Here is a 17,362-nt window from a genome sequence, read left to right as displayed (position 1 = left end):
AGATATCCTCCATGAATAAAATAACTGGCAAGTAGTTCGGAGACTATACAGACTAGTGACCTGTACTAGTAACGTCAGCCGATGCTATGCAATCCTTTGCCAAACGACTTAACTGTCGAAAGTAACGATGATTTACGCAACCTTACTTTCGTTGTTATCAGACATTACCGCTATGTAAGACAACGTAACTGATTTCAGTATCATAATTAAACTTCTATACTATAGCAATACTCTTTTAGAGATTTTACAAAGATGGATTTATGTTAATAGAATATTCACCACTGTTTCATTGAGCCAATAATGTGGCATTTTTTACCTCACAAACGCTTTCTTATCGTCTATATACCACCTTACATGATTCACCATATCCCATTGATTATAATAGAAATATGCTATAAAAATGTTTTTATAAAAAAATACAGTAGTTTTGGGCCACCAGTTTTATAAAGAACAGCACAATAAATTATTGAAACAATCGTTCACTGACTGGGAAGTATTAACTAGATGTTTGACATTTTTATTAAGCAATAATTTAATCTATGGTCGATTCTAAATAAAAGAATCATATGTTCATTCACCAGTTAGGCTGACCATATTATTTGTTTTTGCCAAAAAAAAAGCGACCCATAATGGATCGCTTTTTTAGCATTTATCTCAGTTTAAAGCTAACCTGATTTATTGCTTATTTTGCTTGATAAGACAGCTTCACACCCAGCGCAAAACCGTCGTTGTCTTCAAACTTGCTGACGACTTGCTTGGTTGGAATTTGACCATCAGCATCGCCGAACCGTAGGTATTTACCACCTGCAGACACTGCCCAGTTTTCTGTGATGTCGTATTTACCACCTAGACCGACACTATAATAGCCTTCAATTGGGCCTAGTGAAGTGACTGGGTTGCCAGCGCCACTGTCCCAACCAACGGTCCCACTAACGGCAAACTTTGGCGCTAGACGTTTGGCAAGACCTAATTCTACCTGCCACTGGTCTTTATCATAGCTTACTAATGCCAAGCCCTTATCATCTTGCGTAGCAACTTTACTCACATCGTTGTATAACGACGGTACGATAGCAAAGTCACTCCACGGTACCCAGCGCACTTTAGCAGTGGCTAATGTGGTTGGATTAATACCCGTTTGGAAATCAAAGTTAACTGACTCAGGAGTAGTAATATCGATACTATCACTTCGAGTTGATGAAAGTCCTAGTGCTGATACAATAGGATCTGGTATCGCACCACTATCAACGACAGGATAGCTTTCAGCTGCTTTCGCACTATGCTCAATCTCAGAGCGATATGTCAACGCCGCTTTTAGTGCAATCTCAGGCTTACTATACGCCATACCTGCGATCCAACCATAGTCTTGATCAGGGCTAATATGGGTTGTGTAACCATTAGCAGCAATATACGCTGTACCGCGTAGCTTTACATCAGCTTTGACACGTTGAGCAACGGGACCACCATAGACTTGGAGGTTTTTGTTTTCACCAAGTTTTGCACCTAGAATACCTGTAATGCTTTCAGTTCTTACTTCTACGTTAGTACCTTCACCGTTTCTTGGAGAAAGAGGGTTTTGGTCTACAAAATTGTTGTTACCACTATAATCAGCTGCCGCACCAAAAGGCTCGTCATATAGGATGCCGATACTAAAAGTATCATTGATATCGGTCTTTACACCATAACGAAAGAAGTCGTAAGACTCTGCGATGTCATCAATTTTATTGCCTGATGAGTCTTTACCACTTACATCGGCATCGATATAAGTATAAACAGATTCAGCATAAGTGCCATCTTGTAAGAATGCGGTGATGTCTTGACCTGAACGATCAAGACCAGCAGCACTAGCAACGCTAGCGACAGATAGAGCAGCAACAGCTACTGCGAGAGTTTTTAAATGAAAAGTTGCGCGCATTGTATATCTCCAAACATCCGCATTGTTTCACTACTTAACCCGACTTTTATAGGTAAGCAGCATCCGAGGGTGAAGATAGTAAAGATTTTGGCACACGAAAACAACTGCAAAAACACATTATTTCTTGTTTATGACCAAACAGTATCTTTATCTAAAAATGTGCATATAAAATAATCAAACACAGAACATCCAGTCCTGCATCAGATATTGGTTTAGAAATCAATAATGTGGCGGCCTATCTGCCATCACATCAAATGGTGCAATACCCACCTCAGTAGCTTGACTGTCTATTTGCTTATAAATGAGCTGTAACTGACGCTGTAATGTATGAATATCTTTATCTTGTCGCGTAATAACGTCATTTAACCTTTCGACAGTGACCTCAAGATGCGCTAGGCTCGTTTGTAAATCGATTACTTGGGCTTGTAAGTCATCTTGCATACCAAACCCGTCCTCTTTATCTTTGAATTGATTCATGTTGTTCTCTAAATAATGGTAAATGTAAGGTCAAATAGACTCGTCGGCAGCATATTTGCAGCAGCGTCAATAATAACCAGTCACCTTTGATGACAGGCATTAAATCGCCGCCACTATGCAAAGTAATAAATAGTGTTGATAAAACCACTTACGCGCACTACAGTGATGCGGTGGCATGTTATACTGCTGGCAATTTTGCAACAACCCCTACCTCACTATTATATAAGCTTAAGATACTCTATGGCACTGATACATTTAAAAGACATTCACTTAGCCTTTGGCGTCGCTCCCATTCTCGATGGTATTGATTTTTCCATCAATGCAGGCGAGCGTGTGTGCTTAATCGGCCGCAATGGCGAAGGTAAATCTACTTTATTTAAACTGATCAATGGCTCGCTGCAGCCAGATAGTGGTGAGATTATCACCAATAGTAGCATGCGCGTTGCGATGCTCGAGCAAGACGTCCCCGAGTCGAGCGGACGTATCTTGGACATCGTCATGGGCGGTAGCCGCCGCACGGCTGAGCTGCTGATCAATTATAATAAGCAAGTGGAGATGTGCGCCAATGGCGACATGGACGCTTGCGAGCACATGGCGACCTTGCAGCATGATATCGACGCCGTCCATGGCTGGGACTTAGAGCGCGATGCCACCCGTCTGATTACCACTATGGGGCTTGACCCAGAGGACGACCTCTCCTCGCTATCTGGAGGCCGTAAGCGCCGCGTTTTGCTCGCGCGTGCGCTGGTCACCAAACCTGACGTATTGTTATTAGATGAGCCGACCAACCATCTAGACGTTGATAGTATTGAGTGGTTAGAGCGCTTCTTGCTTGATTGGCAAGGACTGACTTTGTTATTTGTCACGCACGATAGAGCATTCGTTGATAAACTTGCGACTCGTATTGTAGAGCTTGACCGTGGCCAATTGACCAGCTATGACGTCACCCAAGGCGCCAAAGGCTACGCTCGTTATCAAGAGCTAAAAGAGCAGCAGCTACTTGCTGAGGAAAAAAACAATGCCAATTTTGATAAAAAACTGGCGCAAGAAGAAGTGTGGATTCGTCAAGGCATCAAAGCCCGTCGTACCCGTAACGAAGGCCGCGTACGAGAGCTAAAAGCCCTGCGCGAAGAGCGAAAAAGCCGCCGCGAGCAAGTCGGCAACGTCAATATCACCATGGGTGAAGGCGAAAAAAGCGGCAAGCTGGTCTGTAAAGTCAAAAACCTGCACCTTGAATATGAGGGTAATGTACTGGTTGACAACTTTACAACCACTATTATGCGCGGCGACAAAATCGGTATTGTCGGCCCTAACGGCGCAGGCAAAACCACATTAATCAAAGCCCTACTCGATATGTCGGATGACGAGGTCACCAAGACCGGCAGCGTCACGCTTGGCACCAATTTGCAAATTGCCTTTTTTGATCAGCTGCGCGATCAGCTCGACCTTGAGGCAAGCGTCGCGCAAAACGTCTCAGAAGGCTCGGATTTTGTCGAAGTGGGCGGCCGAAAAACCCATATCATGAGCTATTTGCAAGACTTCTTATTTGCGCCGGAGCGCGCGCGTACACCTGTCAAAGCCTTATCGGGTGGTGAGCGCAACCGCGTATTACTTGCCAAGCAATTATTAAAACCTGCCAACATATTAGTCCTTGATGAGCCGACCAACGATTTGGATATGGCCACCCTTGAGCTATTAGAAGAGTCGGTCAGCAGCTTTAACGGCACCATCTTGCTGATCAGTCATGACCGCTCATTTATGGACAATGTGGTCACCTCCACTTGGGTATTTGACACGGATGAAAATGGCAATGGCATCGTCAAAGAGTATGTCGGCGGTTATCAAGAGTACTTGATACAAAAAAACCGCGAGGAAGCCGCGCGCGCCGCAAAAGCACCCGCTAGCAATGCTAAAGCGTCAAAATCAGCCAATAAAGCTGACGCTGGAAAGCCAAATAAAGCCGCCAAAAAGCTCAACTTCAATGAGCAGCGCGAGCTAGATAGCTTACCCAAAGAAATCGCGGCGCTAGAAGCCGAACAAAAAACGCTAGAAGACAAGCTGGCTGATGGCTCATGGTTTACCACCGACTTTGATGCCGCGACGGCCGCCAGTGAGCGATTGTTGGCCATCGAAGAGGAGATGATGAGCAAGCTTGAACGCTGGAGTGAGCTTGAAGGCTAATCGCCTGAAGACGCGTTTAGGATAATAACAATCACCACTTTCGTCGCTAAAGTGGTGATTGTTGATTGACGATGAGAGACATAACGCTTAAGTACTGAAAGTTAGTGAACATTGCCTGAATTTCAAGTATCATTCGCTATTGCTGAATATCCTTATTGATTATAAGGTCATCACGTGACCATCGTTTGCAAAACCGTTGAAGCGCCTTTGCGCCCTTTATCGAAACAAAACGGATGTTAGACGTTGATAATCCAGCTTTTTTGTATGGGTTACCCTGTTCAACCTTATACTGTGTTCTCTCAAGGTTGCTTTATTTTTAACGCAATAATTTATTTTATCACCGAAATAGCTTAGAATAGCAACAATTAGCAAAATTAGGCACAGCTAAAGTGGCTTGATATTGTATATTTTCTAAGCCACAAACCCAGTGTGGGATAATCCCATTTCATTCACCTGGAGGAAGTATTAATGAGCCAAGCCGAAGGCGTTAACGTACAACGCCGTAGAGTTCTTATTGCCTCAACTGCCGCAATTGGTGCAGCTGGGGTAGCTGCTGTGGCAACACCTTTTGTCCGCTCTTGGTACCCAAGCGCCAAAGCTGAGGCTGCAGGGGCTGCAGTCACCCAAGATATCAGCTCTATTGAAGCGGGACAGATGATTGTCGTCAAATATCGCGGTAAACCGATCTTTGTGGTAAAACGTACCGAAGACATGTTGAGCACGCTTGAGTCAGTTAAGCCATTACTATCTGACCCTAATTCAGAGGCATCGTTACAACCAGAGTATTGCCAAAACCCAGAGCGTTCTTTGACACCAGAGGTCTTGGTAGTCGAAGGCGTGTGTACGCATTTAGGCTGTGCACCGAACTACCGCCCTGATGTGGGCGCAACCGATTTGGGTGGTAACGACTGGTACGGCGGCTTTTTTTGCCCCTGTCACGGATCAAAATATGACTTAGCAGGCCGGGTTTATAGTGGCGTTCCTGCACCGCTGAATTTACCTGTTCCAGAATATAGCATGGACGGTACCATCTTGACGGTTGGGGAGGCTTAATATGAGTATGGGTAAAAAGTTAATGCATTGGGTGGACGCGCGTTTCCCAGCGACTGAAACCTATGAATACCACATGTCAAAGTACTATGCACCAAAGAACTTTAACTTTTGGTACTTCTTTGGCGTATTGTCAATGATCGTATTGGTCAACCAGTTGGTGACCGGTATTTGGCTGACGATGATGTACAACCCTAGTGCCGAGGGCGCATTTGCGTCTGTAGAATACATCATGCGTGATGTTAAAGGCGGTTGGCTCATCCGTTATATGCACTCGACTGGCGCCTCAGCGTTCTTCGTCGTGGTGTATTTGCATATGTTTAGAGCACTGCTCTACGGCTCATATCAGAAACCTCGTGAGCTTATTTGGCTCATCGGTATGGGCATCTATTTGGCTCTTATGGCCGAAGGTTTCTTTGGATACCTGCTCCCTTGGGGCAACATGTCATTTTGGGGTGCTCAGGTTATCTTAAACCTTCCTGCGGCGCTGCCGGTGATTGGTGACGGTCTTGCGGAGTGGGTACGTGGTGACTATATCATCTCAGGTATCACCCTAAACCGCTTCTTTGCGCTACACGTTGTCGCCATCCCATTGGTCCTTGTGGGCTTGGTCTTTATGCACATTGTCGCATTGCACCATGTGGGCTCTAACAACCCTGATGGTATCGATATCAAAAAGCTAAAAGACAAAAACGGCGTACCATTAGACGGTATCGAATTCCATCCATACTACACTGTGCATGATATGGTGGGTATCGTGGTATTCTTTATCTGTTTCTTTGCAGTAGTGTTCTTCTTCCCTGAGGGCGGCGGCTTCTTCCTTGAGCCACCTAACTTTGAAGCAGCGAACTCTCTAAAAACACCAGAGCATATCGCACCAGTATGGTACTACACACCGTTCTATGCCATCTTGCGTGCGGTTCCAAGTAAGCTGGGCGGGGTCATCGCCATGGGTGCGGCCATCGCTGTACTATTCTTGATACCGTGGCTCGACAGATCACCTGTACGCTCAATACGCTACAAAGGTATCTTGTCTAAGATTGCACTAACTGTCTTTGCTATTAGCTTTATAGTACTAGGCTACTTGGGTGCAACACCTGCGACGCCAACTGCGACGATCATGTCACGTATATTCACCATTCTGTATTTCTTGTTCTTCTTGTTGATGCCGTTTTACACTGCAATCGAGAAGTGTAAACAGCCACCAGAACGCGTTACCGGAGGTCACTAATGAGCACGCTAATCAAATCCCTAGCTGGTCTAGGCTTAGGCGCGGCATTGAGTTTGACTGCTGGTAGTGCGCTGGCAGCAGGCGGCGGCGGATGTGGTACTTTTACCAATGCCGACGGCGTGGTAGAACCTTTGGCTTGTAGTGAAGCCCCCATTGATTTTACCAATAAAGGCTCGCTACAAAACGGTGCAAAAATCTTTATGAACTACTGTGCTGGTTGTCACTCTGCACAGTACGTTCGTCATTCACGCATCGCCAAAGACTTGGATATTCCACCTGAGCTGGTCGAAAAATACCTAATGGTCACCACTGATCAAATCGGTGACCATATCACCGCTGAGATTGACCCTGAGGTTCAAGCAGCATGGTTTGGTGCGGCGCCACCAGACTTATCGCTTGAAACCAGACTACGCGGTGATGACTGGGTTTATACTTATCTATTGTCATTTTATGAAGATCCAAGCCGTCCTTGGGGTTCAAACAACTTAGTACTGGCAAACGCGGCAATGCCTCACGTATTGCATAACATGCAAGAAGAGCTTAGTGCTGAAGAGTTTGAATCTGAAGTTGGTGACTTGGTCAACTTTATGGCGTGGATGGCAGAGCCTGTCCGTCATGACCGCCAAGTGATTGGTTTCTTTGTGATTTTATTCTTGTTAGTATTACTGATCCCAGTTTACTTACTCAATAAAGAGTTCTGGAAAGACGTAAAGTAATAGAGTCATAAACATAGCTTATCGCTATAAAAACTTGGTCATAATAGACACAAAAAGGCACTACTTTGGTAGTGCCTTTTTTCATTTTGCTGCACCGTATTTTGTACGTGTTACTATAGCGTGGACAATAGAGGCTTATAATAGGACAAACACTTATCCATATGGCACTCATCCATCGCGTTTACGTACACTGGCTTGATAATCGGCTCTACTTTGTTTACGATGACACCCTTTACTATGAACATTAGGCTTTCATGATTGATGCAAATGACATTCCAAGTAGTCAGCTAATCTTATATGCTGATAACGGCTACGACAGTCATGTGGTGCGCCTACTACTTGAAGAAAAAAAGCTCGATTATTACTTGTCACGTTTGCACTCTGAGCGCCCCGAGGACTTGACTGAGCTAAACCCCTATCATACCCTGCCTGTGTTGCAGCAACGTGATATTGCTCTTTATGAAATCAACGTGATTTTTGAATACTTAGAAGAGCGCTATCATACCAATAAGCTGCTCCCTGAAGCACCGCAAGAGCGCGCACAGTTTCGCCAATTGGCATGGCGCATCCAGCATGATTGGCTGGTGCTCGGCAGGCAACTACTGACACATCCTGATAGTTTTAATAAAGCAAAAGCTGTCATTGCCAAAAAACAGCTGAGTGATTCTTTGATCACGCTTGCGCCTTTGTTTGCGCATAAGCCTTATTTTATGGCAGATGATTTTGGCTGGTGTGACGTGTTGTTAGCGCCTTTACTGTGGCGACTAGAAGACATGGACATAGCGCTACCGCGTGCGATTAGTCGGCCTTTATTGGACTACCAGCAGCGTATCTTTGAGCGCGAGAGCTTCCAAAGAAGTGTGCGCTAATTAGACAACGCTCGATGTCTGTCTCAAAATAAAAAATGTAAAAAGAATAAAAACCAAACAAACAGTGACTACGCAAAAATTAGTCCCACCATATTTGCCTGTTGCAAACAATGTATTATTTAAAATAGTAGACTGTTGTCACAGATGACCGTTTATCTCATAACCCATATTTAGTATAGGAAATCATTAGATGAGCGATACCACTTCTCTCACCCCAACTCGCCCTTATATGGTACGCGCCCTTTACCAATGGATAGAAGACAATGCGCTGACGCCCTATCTGATGGTCGATGCGACGGCCAAAAACGTCCAGGTACCAACCGAACATGTGCAAGATGGCCGTATTGTACTCAATATTGCCAGCCGTGCGACAGGCAACATGCGTATGGACAATGACTATATCCAGTTCAGCGCTCGTTTTGGCGGCGTCTCACAAGAGATTTGGGTGCCATTGACGGCGGTGATGGGTATTTATGCCAAAGAAAACTCGCAAGGCATGTTTTTTGATCCAAACGAGTATGATAATTATGAGCCAGAAGAGCAGCACACGACGCCAAAGGCTGACAAGCCTAAACCCAAACGCGATAACAAAGCGGGTCTAAAAGTCTTAAAGTAACAGAAATCTCCAACACCTTGGTCTTTAGCCCACAAAAAAGCCAGTCATATGAACCATGACTGGCTTTTTGTCTGTTTAACACTCTATAAAGCTAAAAACCTAAGCTAGTGCCAAACAGCGATAATTAAGCAGCTGCCTGCCGACTACGTTCTTGGTAGCGTGACACCGCGTTGGCCTTGGTACTTGCCGCCGCGGTCTTTGTAGCTGGTTTCACAAACATCATCGCTATCGCTTTGGAAAAACAGCATCTGTGCGACCCCTTCACCCGCATAAATACGCGCAGGTAAATTGGTGGTATTACTAAACTCAAGCGTCACGTGCCCTTCCCACTCAGGCTCAAGTGGTGTGACGTTGACGATGATGCCACAGCGTGCGTAAGTAGACTTGCCAAGACAAATAGTCAGGACATCGCGCGGTATGCGGAAGTACTCAACAGTACGCGCCAGCGCAAATGAGTTGGGCGGAATGATGCACTCATCACCAACGATATCGATAAAGCTTTTATCATCGAAGTTTTTGGGATCGACCACCACAGAGTGTACATTGGTAAAAACTTTAAACTCAGGGGCACAGCGTACATCGTATCCGTAGCTTGAGGTGCCATAGCTGACCAAACGCTCGCCTGCATCGTTGAAACGTACTTGACCCGCCTCAAATGGCTCAATCATGCCATGTTCTTCAGCCATTTTGCGAATCCAGCGGTCAGATTTGATAGACATTTTTGTTCCTTAGAAAATAGTAATATAGGGATTGGGCGCTGACGATAGCGCATCAATGACCCAGAGGCTGTTATGATTACCACCCTCTAAGAGACACGCTTCGTATATTGGTAGCGGTGATTATACGGAATTGAGCACTGAATTTATAGAGCTGTCACTATTTATCATGCAAACCATTTAACAGCCAAACTGCTTGACAACCAAAATTTTAACATCCGAGTCAACCGAGTAACTTTATAAAAATCAGGCATATCTAGGCTACCATTTGGCAAAATGGTCTTCTGCCAATCCCATAACATGATCGAGCCTAATGACGGTATCGCCCAGCCGTATCTCTCCACTATACCAGCCAAGCCATTGCTCAAAAATACTGGCCAGCACGCCAAAGTTATCAGTTTTTTGATAGACAGTCATGGGCGTAAAGGTCAAATCAATATCGACATTGCTCCAGCCAAGGTTTTGATGATAAACACGCCAAGTACTTGGCACAGCTGACTGCGAGTCCTTACGTACAAACATCACAGGCGGTAGATAATGTATCCTCCCATCTAGCCAGCAGGCATTTTCGCTCATACCTGTTTCATTGACACCCATCGATAAGTTCAGTAAAAAATGGCGACCATCGGGCAAATAATGATTGATACATGTCCAAAACCAATTGGTCTTGCGGCGCATATAGCCCAGCGTCCAATCTAAATTGGCAATTGCAGACGCATCAAAGTCTATTTGCTTGGTTTGGCTGCCAGCCGTAACCGCAGCGGTATTAAATACCGACGCTTCTTTGATACGCATGTGTCCCATGATTGCTGTCAGTGGCTCTTTTTGCGTGTATGTCCAGCCGCGCCTGCCCGTTGGGGTGCAGATCGCAAGTGGCTGCGCTTGCCGCTGTAGCGTAGCATCAAGCGTAATGTGTTTACTATCCAATGCTACTGCGATTTGTGAAGGCGTAAAATCTAATGTTACGGTCAGCTTATTATGAGTAAATGCCATTCGCCCTTGATAGCAATCACCTATTAGCTGCGTCTGCCGTGTCAAAGGCTGCAAAGCTTCACAAACCTCTAGCTCATCAATCTCATCGTTATAAAGGTAGACAAAGGCGCTGGTGGCAAGCTTGATGGTCGCCAGTGCCAAACAGATGCGATAAGGCGGCTGGATAATTTGGATAAAGCAAAATTGATTGGCTTTGAGATCTTTTCGCCAGTTTGGCAGCGGCTTTTGCGAGATCAGATAACTGTGGTAGTCAAGATAATTGATGCTTTTGACTTGCGTAAATACCCCAAAAGTGGGCTGTCCCTCTTGGATAAGCTGTTCAATAACTGGTCTTGCACTCACAGATGAGTGCGGCTGATTTTGTGCGTTGGGGCTGGGGTTTTGGTTCATGTTTACGGCATCCTAGCCAAATTTTATCGTGAGACTACCCGTCCTTGGTAGCCAACGGTGGTGCTTATGACGCTTCTTTTCGCTTGTCTTGCAGACACCCAAATGGCTTCTCTTATCACCTTAATCTCTATATCGGTCAAACCATCTGCTAGCGTTTGTGTCACATCGGTAACGGCTATCGCGCTCGTCCACAAAAAGTGCCGAGGAAACTTCTTTAATAACTCAGCAAACACTGTTGAAAACTTATTAAAATCAGCGATCACCATGCGGCGATTGCTAAATTCGGCGTTGATTTGATACCGTTTGCTACTACCGTCTTTGTAATAGCAAACAGCAATTATTTGATTGTTTGAAAGCTCGATCACATATATCGGCGGGCGCAATAACTTCAATAACACATACTGCTTGGGAATATCGTCCAAATAACGTCGATAAATCGATACGCTCACCATACTTCCTTGTTATAAACCACGTTCTTTATGGAAAAAATGGAAAAATACGCTTAGGCTATCTTGCTATTATTCGAGCCGCGCGCAAAACTTATCAAAAAATCCGCTTATCATCGACTGGTTTGGCAAATTTTGCAATATTGGCTTCGATGTTTTTGGCAATGCTCAAATAATAAGAGGCAAACTCATCGTCAGCCAAGACGCTTGGCACCCCTTTGTCCACTTGGGCGCGGATGCCACTGGCAAGTGGCAGCTGGCCTAGTAGTGGCACCTGATACTGCTCAGCGATAAACTCGCCGCCACCGCTGCCAAAGATAGCCTCGGTATGGTTGCAGTTACTACAAGTATGTAAGGCCATGTTTTCTACCACACCCAGTACGGGGATATTGGTTTTGTGAAACATCTCAACGCCCTTTTGCGCATCCATCAAGGCCACATGCTGCGGTGTTGTCACAATTACCGCCCCTGTAACAGGGATACGCTGCGCCAATGTCAGCTGAATATCGCCCGTACCTGGTGGCATATCAATCACCAAATAGTCCAATTGTGGCCAGTTGGTTTGATTGTATAGCTGCATCAGGGCGCCCGTGGCCTTGGGGCCGCGCCACGCGACAGGAGTGTTGTCACTATCGAGCAAGCTACCTATCGAGAGCATGGCCATGCTGTGCGCCTCGACAGGCACAAACTGCTCGTTTTCTAGCTCAGGCTTGATATCCGCCACACCCAGCATCGTTGGCATACTAGGGCCGTAGATATCGGCATCTAGCACGCCCACACGGTTGCCAAGCTTTTGTAATGCCAAAGCAATATTGACTGTCGTCGTTGATTTGCCGACGCCGCCTTTGCCTGAGGCCACCACAATGATATGACGAATACGTGGGTGCGCCGCCAGTGATGCTTGCGTCGGCGCAGCCTTAGTAATCGGTGGTTCGCTACTTGTCGGCTCTTGGTCTACTTGGGTAGCAGGTTTGGCGTGAGTGGCCATGGCATCTGTCGTCTTTGGCATCGATTTGGGCGTCGCTTTGGGCAAGCTTGCACCGGCGCCTTTAGCATCGGCTGGTAGGCGCACATTCATATGAATGGTTCTGATACCATGCGGATGCAGCAGTTGACCCAGCTCCTGTTGTATCTGTTCAGGGTTACTGTCTTTGGGTAAGCGCAAATCTAAGGTGAGCACTTGCCCGTCGCGCTCAAGCCCCGTCACCATCGTGGCAATGCTAACGGTGCCGACTTCATAGCCGAGCAAGACTTTATCGACCGCGCTATCACGCTCGGCGCGCTGCTGCGGTGTTTCGGCTTTGGGTTTTTTCTTCATAAAATTAAACATGGCTATCATGACTACCTATTTTGCAAGTGGGCCGGTAAGACAACTCGAGCAATACCGTCATCGCGCTGGTCAATAATATATCATCAGCTTTTTGTCTACCCTTATTATCCGACAGTGTAGCTCAATTGACGCTATAAAAAAACCACAATGCCAGTGGGAACACGCGCGCCGACGATGCCTATGGCAAAAACCAAATCAACCAATCGCCAAAAACTTCGAGGCGATAAATAAATAGATCAGTACCCCCGACGCATCACACACTGAAGTGATCAAAGGCGCACTGGCGGCGGCAGGGTCAAAGCCTAATTTGTTCAGTACAAATGGTAAGCTCATGCCGATCACACAACCAATCATCACCACCGATATCATGCTAAGCGCCAGCACCAGCGACACCACGGCATCACCGCGAATATAACCGATGATAGAGATCGCCACCGCCATGGTGGCACCGAGCATCAACGCCACCAGAGCCTCACGACCAAGTAAGGAAAACCAATCGCGCATCACCACATCACCCGTGGCCAGTGCCCGTACCATCAAGGTTGCAGACTGCGAGCCGGCGTTGCCACCACTATCGACCAATAGCGGCAAAAAAAACACCAGCACTAAATTGGCGGCAATCACCTCTTCAAAATTTGCAATACTCAAACCAGATAGCAAGTTACCAAACACCAAAAACACCAGCCAAAACACCCGTTTGCGGTAGAGCATACGGATACTGACGTCTTTTAGCTTACCGACCATGGTCGAGACACCACCCGACTTATGAAAATCGTCGGTGGCTTCATCATTGACCACATCGATCGCATCATCATGAGTGACGATCCCGACCAGAGCGCCACTGTCATCAGTAATGGGCAAGGCGATCAAATCATAACGCGCGATGGTCTTAGCGACGTCCTCTTGGTCATCATGGACATTACACGACACCACGCTACTCATCATCAGATCCGCGATACGCTGTTCAGGCGATGCCAAAATCAATACACGTAAGGACACCACGCCCAACAGCTTGCGCGCCGCATCGATGACATAAGCATGATAAATGGTCTCAGCATCCGGCGCCTCTAAGCGTAGCGCGGCCAACGCCTCAGCGACACTCATCTGAGCGCTCAAGGTCGCATAATCTGAGGTCATCAGCGCCCCAGCGGTACGCTCTTCATAGGCGGAGAGTCTGCGAATGTCTTCGCGCTCTGCCTGTGCCAATGCTGGTAGCAGGGCATCACGCTGCGCTTGATTGAGGCGCTTATATAAATCGGTACGCTCATCAGCTGGCATCTCACCGACTATCTTTGCTAGGCTTGCCCGCGGGAACACCTGCGCCATGGCGACCTGAATATCAGGCGCTAAATATGCAAACACTGTCGCACGATTGGGCAGTCGCTGTAGTAATGGCCACGCAAGCGTGGGTGTCATTAATGCCAGTACGTCAGCGCTATCGATAGGTCGCAGGTCTTGCAACTGCTGTACCGACTCATCAAGTTGCTGCTGTGCGACAGCTCGGCTTAATTTGGCTGCAAACGTTTCTGCAAAATCTTTCTCATTCATCATTGTCACTCCGTGCAGCGCGAAGTCAGGCAACAGGCGCTCATAAAAAAGAGCCAATACAATTGGCTCAAGTCAACATAAAATCAAATCCTAATGGATTGGTCTTTTATTAGCAAGCTGATGATGACCAAATGCCTCAAATAGCCAGCAAACTACAATCACGGTCAGTTTTGTCAAAGTTGATAGCACAAACATCGATGGTATCAATTTATCTAAAAGCGTCATAAACCCGCGACTGGCTCAGTTTGGATTTTATTAATTCATAAACCAACCATGGCTGGCGACGATGGATTGCCCAGTAAAGACATTGCTTGGGAATGCTGCTAAAAACAAGGCCAGCTGGGCAATATCATCGACCGTGGTAAACGCTTTATCGACGGTATTGACCAACATAATGTCATTCACCACTGACTCTTCACTGATGCCTTTTTCGGCGGCTTGTTCAGGGACTTGTTTTTCGACCAGTGGGGTTTTGACAAACCCAGGGCAGATCACATGCGCGCGGACATGATGAGGCGCGCCTTCTTTTGCCAGCACACGGCACAGCCCTAGGAGTCCATGTTTGGCAGTGACATACGGCGCTTTATATAGCGATGCTTCGTGCGAATGCACTGAGCCCATATAGATGATCGTACCGCCTTTGTCATCTTTATACATATGCTGCGTGGCCGCTTTGGTGGTCAAAAACGCCCCGTCCAAATGAATGGCGAGCATTTTTTTCCAGTCTGCAAACGCCATCTTATCGATAGGGTCAATGATCTGAATACCGGCATTGGAGACGAGAATATCGATACTGCCAAACGTATCGACCAGCTGCTGCACGCCAGCGTTTACTGCAGCTTCTGATGTGACATTCATTTCAATAGCAAGTGCCCGACCACCAGCTGACTCGATGGCATCGGCCGTTTGCTGGGCGGCGGCCAGATTGATATCGGCAATACCAACCGCGGCGCCTGCCTTGGCATAGGTTTCGGCGATATCGCGTCCGATACCACTTGCAGCGCCTGTGACCAGTGCCACTTTACCTGTCAAATCTTGTTGTAACTGGGTCGCCATACGCGATCATCCTTTATCAGTTGGCTGTGTTCAGTCTGTGTGGGCCGTCGTTATTGCACAATGTTCACTGGCGTTTTTTCTTGTAGCTCCTCAAAGCTGACACCCTCTGCCAATTCCACCAGCTTTAGGCCATCGTCGGTGACGTCTAATACCGCAAGCTCGGTGATGATACGATCGACCACGCCTTTGCCCGTCAAGGGGAGCGCGCATTCTGCAAGGATTTTTGGGTCGCCGTGTTTGTTGACTTGCTCCATCAGTACAATCACGCGCTGTACGCCTGCGACCAAATCCATCGCCCCGCCCATGCCTTTGACCATTTTTTTGGGGATCATCCAGTTGGCCAAATCGCCTTTTTCTGAGACTTCCATCGCGCCGAGTATCGCCAGATTGACATGCCCACCGCGAATCATCGCAAATGACTCTGAGCTACTAAAGTAACTGGCACCCGGCTCTGCAGTGACGGTTTGCTTGCCGGCGTTAATCAAGTCGGCATCGACATTCTCCGCCGTTGGAAACTCGCCAATACCTAATAAGCCATTTTCAGACTGCAGCCAGACATCTACCCCTTCAGGAATGTAGTTGGCCACGAGGGTCGGTAATCCGATGCCCAAATTTACATAATAGCCGTCTTGCAACTCTTGTGCGGCACGCTGTGCCATCTGTTCTCTTGTCCATGCCATGGTGATTTCCTTATTTTTATAACCACTCGAAAAAATATGATTTGCGGCATCCAACTCGCCTAGTCTACAAAATGTAGCACTTAGGGTTATCTTGCTTACTGCTCAATTTTTAGAAGTGGTATTACAATATTCTATTATTAATGTCATCTTTGAAAGGTTTGGATAAAACCATTAACTAAGCACTCTCAGCGGCTTTGGTGGTGGTTTTTTCGATGCGTTTTTCAGGAGTCGTATTTAATACAATGCGCTGCACAAAAATACCGGGTAGGTGTACTTCATCTGGGTCAAGGCTGCCTGTCTCGACGATTTCTTCGACCTCGACGATGGTCACTTTGCCTGCCATCGCGCAATCTGGGTTGAAGTTACGGGCGGTCTTATTAAAGATTAAATTGCCTGCCTTATCGGCCTTTTGCGCTTTAATCAATGCCACATCGGCGCGCAGTGAATGCTCTAGCACATAAGTACGGCCGTCAAACTCACGGGTTTCTTTGCCTTCAGCGACCAATGTACCAACGCCTGTGGCGGTATAAAACGCAGGGATACCTGCACCGCCTGAGCGCAGTTTTTCGGCCAAGGTGCCTTGCGGCGTTAGCTCTACTTCAAGCTCGCCGGCCAAATACTGACGCTCAAACTCTTTGTTTTCGCCGACGTAAGATGAAATCATCTTTTTGATTTGACGGGTTTGTAGTAGTAATCCTAAGCCAAAGTCATCGACACCGGCGTTATTACTGATACAAGTCAAATCTTTGACACCGCTATCACGTAGCGCCTCGATTAATGCTTCAGGAATCCCGCACAGACCAAACCCGCCAATGGCAAGCGTCTGCCCATCGCTGACGATGCCTTTTAGCGCCTCTTCGGCACTACTGTATACTTTTGAGCGACTCATATTTATCTCCTTGCAAGTCTGTTTTTTTGTTATTAACGTCCATTATCTATTTACTGTGCCAATCAATAGCGTATTGGCTGTTTTAAATTTAAATCAATACATTTTCTATCGATATATCATATACTAAATACTTATGCTAACTTAACATATAATTCTCGTAGCGAGAAGACAATAACGCTAAGAACGAATGAGACAGCGAAGTATGAGGCAATTCAACATCATATTACTCTAGATTAATGTTTGATAAAAAATCAAAAATTCC

Annotated in this window: 16 protein-coding genes; 6 read left to right on the top strand and 10 right to left on the bottom strand. The window is 46.4% G+C overall.

Translation table 11 applies throughout. The features are described 5' to 3' along the window. Window positions 1-682 precede the first annotated feature (682 nt). Window positions 683-1,912: an OmpP1/FadL family transporter gene (locus tag R0I52_RS06680; RefSeq protein ID WP_317053674.1), complete on the bottom strand. Its 1,230-nt coding sequence runs from the start codon at window positions 1,910-1,912 to the stop codon at window positions 683-685. A gap of 219 nt (window positions 1,913-2,131) precedes the next feature. Further along, the gene (locus R0I52_RS06675; RefSeq protein WP_192993008.1) at window positions 2,132-2,389 is read right to left on the bottom strand and encodes a SlyX family protein; all 258 of its coding nucleotides are present in this window, start codon (window positions 2,387-2,389) and stop codon (window positions 2,132-2,134) included. A 240-nt stretch (window positions 2,390-2,629) separates the two neighbouring features. Here R0I52_RS06675 and R0I52_RS06670 point away from each other — a divergent pair, with 240 nt between their 5' ends. From R0I52_RS06670 to R0I52_RS06645, 6 genes are all read left to right on the top strand, one after another. Further along, window positions 2,630-4,570: an ATP-binding cassette domain-containing protein gene (locus R0I52_RS06670; RefSeq protein WP_317053673.1), complete on the top strand. Its 1,941-nt coding sequence runs from the start codon at window positions 2,630-2,632 to the stop codon at window positions 4,568-4,570. A gap of 468 nt (window positions 4,571-5,038) precedes the next feature. Then, window positions 5,039-5,623: a ubiquinol-cytochrome c reductase iron-sulfur subunit gene (gene petA, locus R0I52_RS06665; RefSeq protein ID WP_075101614.1), complete on the top strand. Its 585-nt coding sequence runs from the start codon at window positions 5,039-5,041 to the stop codon at window positions 5,621-5,623. A 7-nt stretch (window positions 5,624-5,630) separates the two neighbouring features. Beyond that, window positions 5,631-6,851, top strand: a complete 1,221-nt coding sequence (locus R0I52_RS06660) for a cytochrome b (protein WP_410524035.1) — start codon at window positions 5,631-5,633, stop codon at window positions 6,849-6,851. After that, window positions 6,851-7,567, top strand: a complete 717-nt coding sequence (locus R0I52_RS06655) for a cytochrome c1 (RefSeq protein WP_317053672.1) — start codon at window positions 6,851-6,853, stop codon at window positions 7,565-7,567. The genes R0I52_RS06660 and R0I52_RS06655 overlap by 1 nt, the downstream gene beginning before the upstream one ends. 254 nt (window positions 7,568-7,821) lie before the next feature. Beyond that, window positions 7,822-8,436, top strand: a complete 615-nt coding sequence (locus R0I52_RS06650; RefSeq protein WP_317053671.1) for a glutathione S-transferase N-terminal domain-containing protein — start codon at window positions 7,822-7,824, stop codon at window positions 8,434-8,436. Between the two features lie 190 nt (window positions 8,437-8,626). Beyond that, on the top strand, window positions 8,627-9,052 hold the full coding sequence (locus R0I52_RS06645) for a ClpXP protease specificity-enhancing factor (RefSeq protein WP_317053670.1): 426 nt from the start codon (window positions 8,627-8,629) through the stop codon (window positions 9,050-9,052). Between the two features lie 143 nt (window positions 9,053-9,195). On the opposite strand, the gene dcd is transcribed toward R0I52_RS06645, so the two are convergent. The 8 genes from dcd to R0I52_RS06605 all read right to left on the bottom strand — a co-directional run bounded on the left by dcd (window position 9,196) and on the right by R0I52_RS06605 (window position 17,100). Beyond that, the gene (gene dcd, locus R0I52_RS06640; RefSeq protein WP_075101619.1) at window positions 9,196-9,771 is read right to left on the bottom strand and encodes a dCTP deaminase; all 576 of its coding nucleotides are present in this window, start codon (window positions 9,769-9,771) and stop codon (window positions 9,196-9,198) included. 258 nt (window positions 9,772-10,029) lie between these two features. After that, window positions 10,030-11,151 (bottom strand): DUF2804 domain-containing protein, encoded by a 1,122-nt coding sequence (locus tag R0I52_RS06635; protein ID WP_317053669.1) that lies wholly within the window; start codon window positions 11,149-11,151, stop codon window positions 10,030-10,032. A gap of 23 nt (window positions 11,152-11,174) precedes the next feature. After that, complete coding sequence (locus tag R0I52_RS06630; protein ID WP_317053668.1) at window positions 11,175-11,600, bottom strand: hypothetical protein; 426 nt, start codon at window positions 11,598-11,600, stop codon at window positions 11,175-11,177. A gap of 94 nt (window positions 11,601-11,694) precedes the next feature. Further along, the gene (gene apbC / locus R0I52_RS06625; RefSeq protein ID WP_317053667.1) at window positions 11,695-12,927 is read right to left on the bottom strand and encodes an iron-sulfur cluster carrier protein ApbC; all 1,233 of its coding nucleotides are present in this window, start codon (window positions 12,925-12,927) and stop codon (window positions 11,695-11,697) included. 195 nt (window positions 12,928-13,122) lie between these two features. Further along, window positions 13,123-14,475, bottom strand: a complete 1,353-nt coding sequence (gene mgtE / locus R0I52_RS06620) for a magnesium transporter (RefSeq protein WP_410524044.1) — start codon at window positions 14,473-14,475, stop codon at window positions 13,123-13,125. Window positions 14,476-14,730: 255 nt separating this feature from the next. Beyond that, complete coding sequence (locus R0I52_RS06615) at window positions 14,731-15,531, bottom strand: 3-hydroxybutyrate dehydrogenase (RefSeq protein WP_317053665.1); 801 nt, start codon at window positions 15,529-15,531, stop codon at window positions 14,731-14,733. Window positions 15,532-15,581: 50 nt separating this feature from the next. Then, window positions 15,582-16,211 carry a CoA transferase subunit B gene (locus R0I52_RS06610; RefSeq protein ID WP_317053664.1) on the bottom strand — a complete coding sequence of 210 codons (630 nt, stop codon included), beginning with the start codon at window positions 16,209-16,211 and terminating at the stop codon, window positions 15,582-15,584. A 175-nt stretch (window positions 16,212-16,386) separates the two neighbouring features. Then, window positions 16,387-17,100, bottom strand: coding sequence for a CoA transferase subunit A (locus R0I52_RS06605; protein ID WP_317053663.1), 714 nt, complete (start codon window positions 17,098-17,100; stop codon window positions 16,387-16,389). Window positions 17,101-17,362 lie beyond the last annotated feature (262 nt).

The organism is Psychrobacter sp. CAM01 (genome assembly GCF_032842965.1).
Classification (GTDB): domain Bacteria; phylum Pseudomonadota; class Gammaproteobacteria; order Pseudomonadales; family Moraxellaceae; genus Psychrobacter; species Psychrobacter celer.
Note: the sequence above shows the minus strand (reverse complement) of the source record. Positions and strands in the feature narration are given on the sequence as shown.

Bases quoted from the DNA above. Each gene is read 5' to 3' on its own strand.
- R0I52_RS06680 (WP_317053674.1), bottom strand. From the start codon at position 1,912: ATGCGCGCAACTTTTCATTTAAAAACTCTCGCAGTAGCTGTTGCTGCT.
- apbC (WP_317053667.1), bottom strand. From the start codon at position 12,927: ATGTTTAATTTTATGAAGAAAAAACCCAAAGCCGAAACACCGCAGCAG.
- R0I52_RS06615 (WP_317053665.1), bottom strand. From the start codon at position 15,531: ATGGCGACCCAGTTACAACAAGATTTGACAGGTAAAGTGGCACTGGTC.
- R0I52_RS06650 (WP_317053671.1), top strand. From the start codon at position 7,822: ATGATTGATGCAAATGACATTCCAAGTAGTCAGCTAATCTTATATGCT.
- R0I52_RS06660 (WP_410524035.1), top strand. From the start codon at position 5,631: ATGGGTAAAAAGTTAATGCATTGGGTGGACGCGCGTTTCCCAGCGACT.
- petA (WP_075101614.1), top strand. From the start codon at position 5,039: ATGAGCCAAGCCGAAGGCGTTAACGTACAACGCCGTAGAGTTCTTATT.
- mgtE (WP_410524044.1), bottom strand. From the start codon at position 14,475: ATGAATGAGAAAGATTTTGCAGAAACGTTTGCAGCCAAATTAAGCCGA.
- R0I52_RS06645 (WP_317053670.1), top strand. From the start codon at position 8,627: ATGAGCGATACCACTTCTCTCACCCCAACTCGCCCTTATATGGTACGC.
- dcd (WP_075101619.1), bottom strand. From the start codon at position 9,771: ATGTCTATCAAATCTGACCGCTGGATTCGCAAAATGGCTGAAGAACAT.
- R0I52_RS06610 (WP_317053664.1), bottom strand. From the start codon at position 16,211: ATGGCATGGACAAGAGAACAGATGGCACAGCGTGCCGCACAAGAGTTG.
- R0I52_RS06605 (WP_317053663.1), bottom strand. From the start codon at position 17,100: ATGAGTCGCTCAAAAGTATACAGTAGTGCCGAAGAGGCGCTAAAAGGC.
- R0I52_RS06635 (WP_317053669.1), bottom strand. From the start codon at position 11,151: ATGAACCAAAACCCCAGCCCCAACGCACAAAATCAGCCGCACTCATCT.
- R0I52_RS06655 (WP_317053672.1), top strand. From the start codon at position 6,851: ATGAGCACGCTAATCAAATCCCTAGCTGGTCTAGGCTTAGGCGCGGCA.
- R0I52_RS06675 (WP_192993008.1), bottom strand. From the start codon at position 2,389: ATGAATCAATTCAAAGATAAAGAGGACGGGTTTGGTATGCAAGATGAC.
- R0I52_RS06670 (WP_317053673.1), top strand. From the start codon at position 2,630: ATGGCACTGATACATTTAAAAGACATTCACTTAGCCTTTGGCGTCGCT.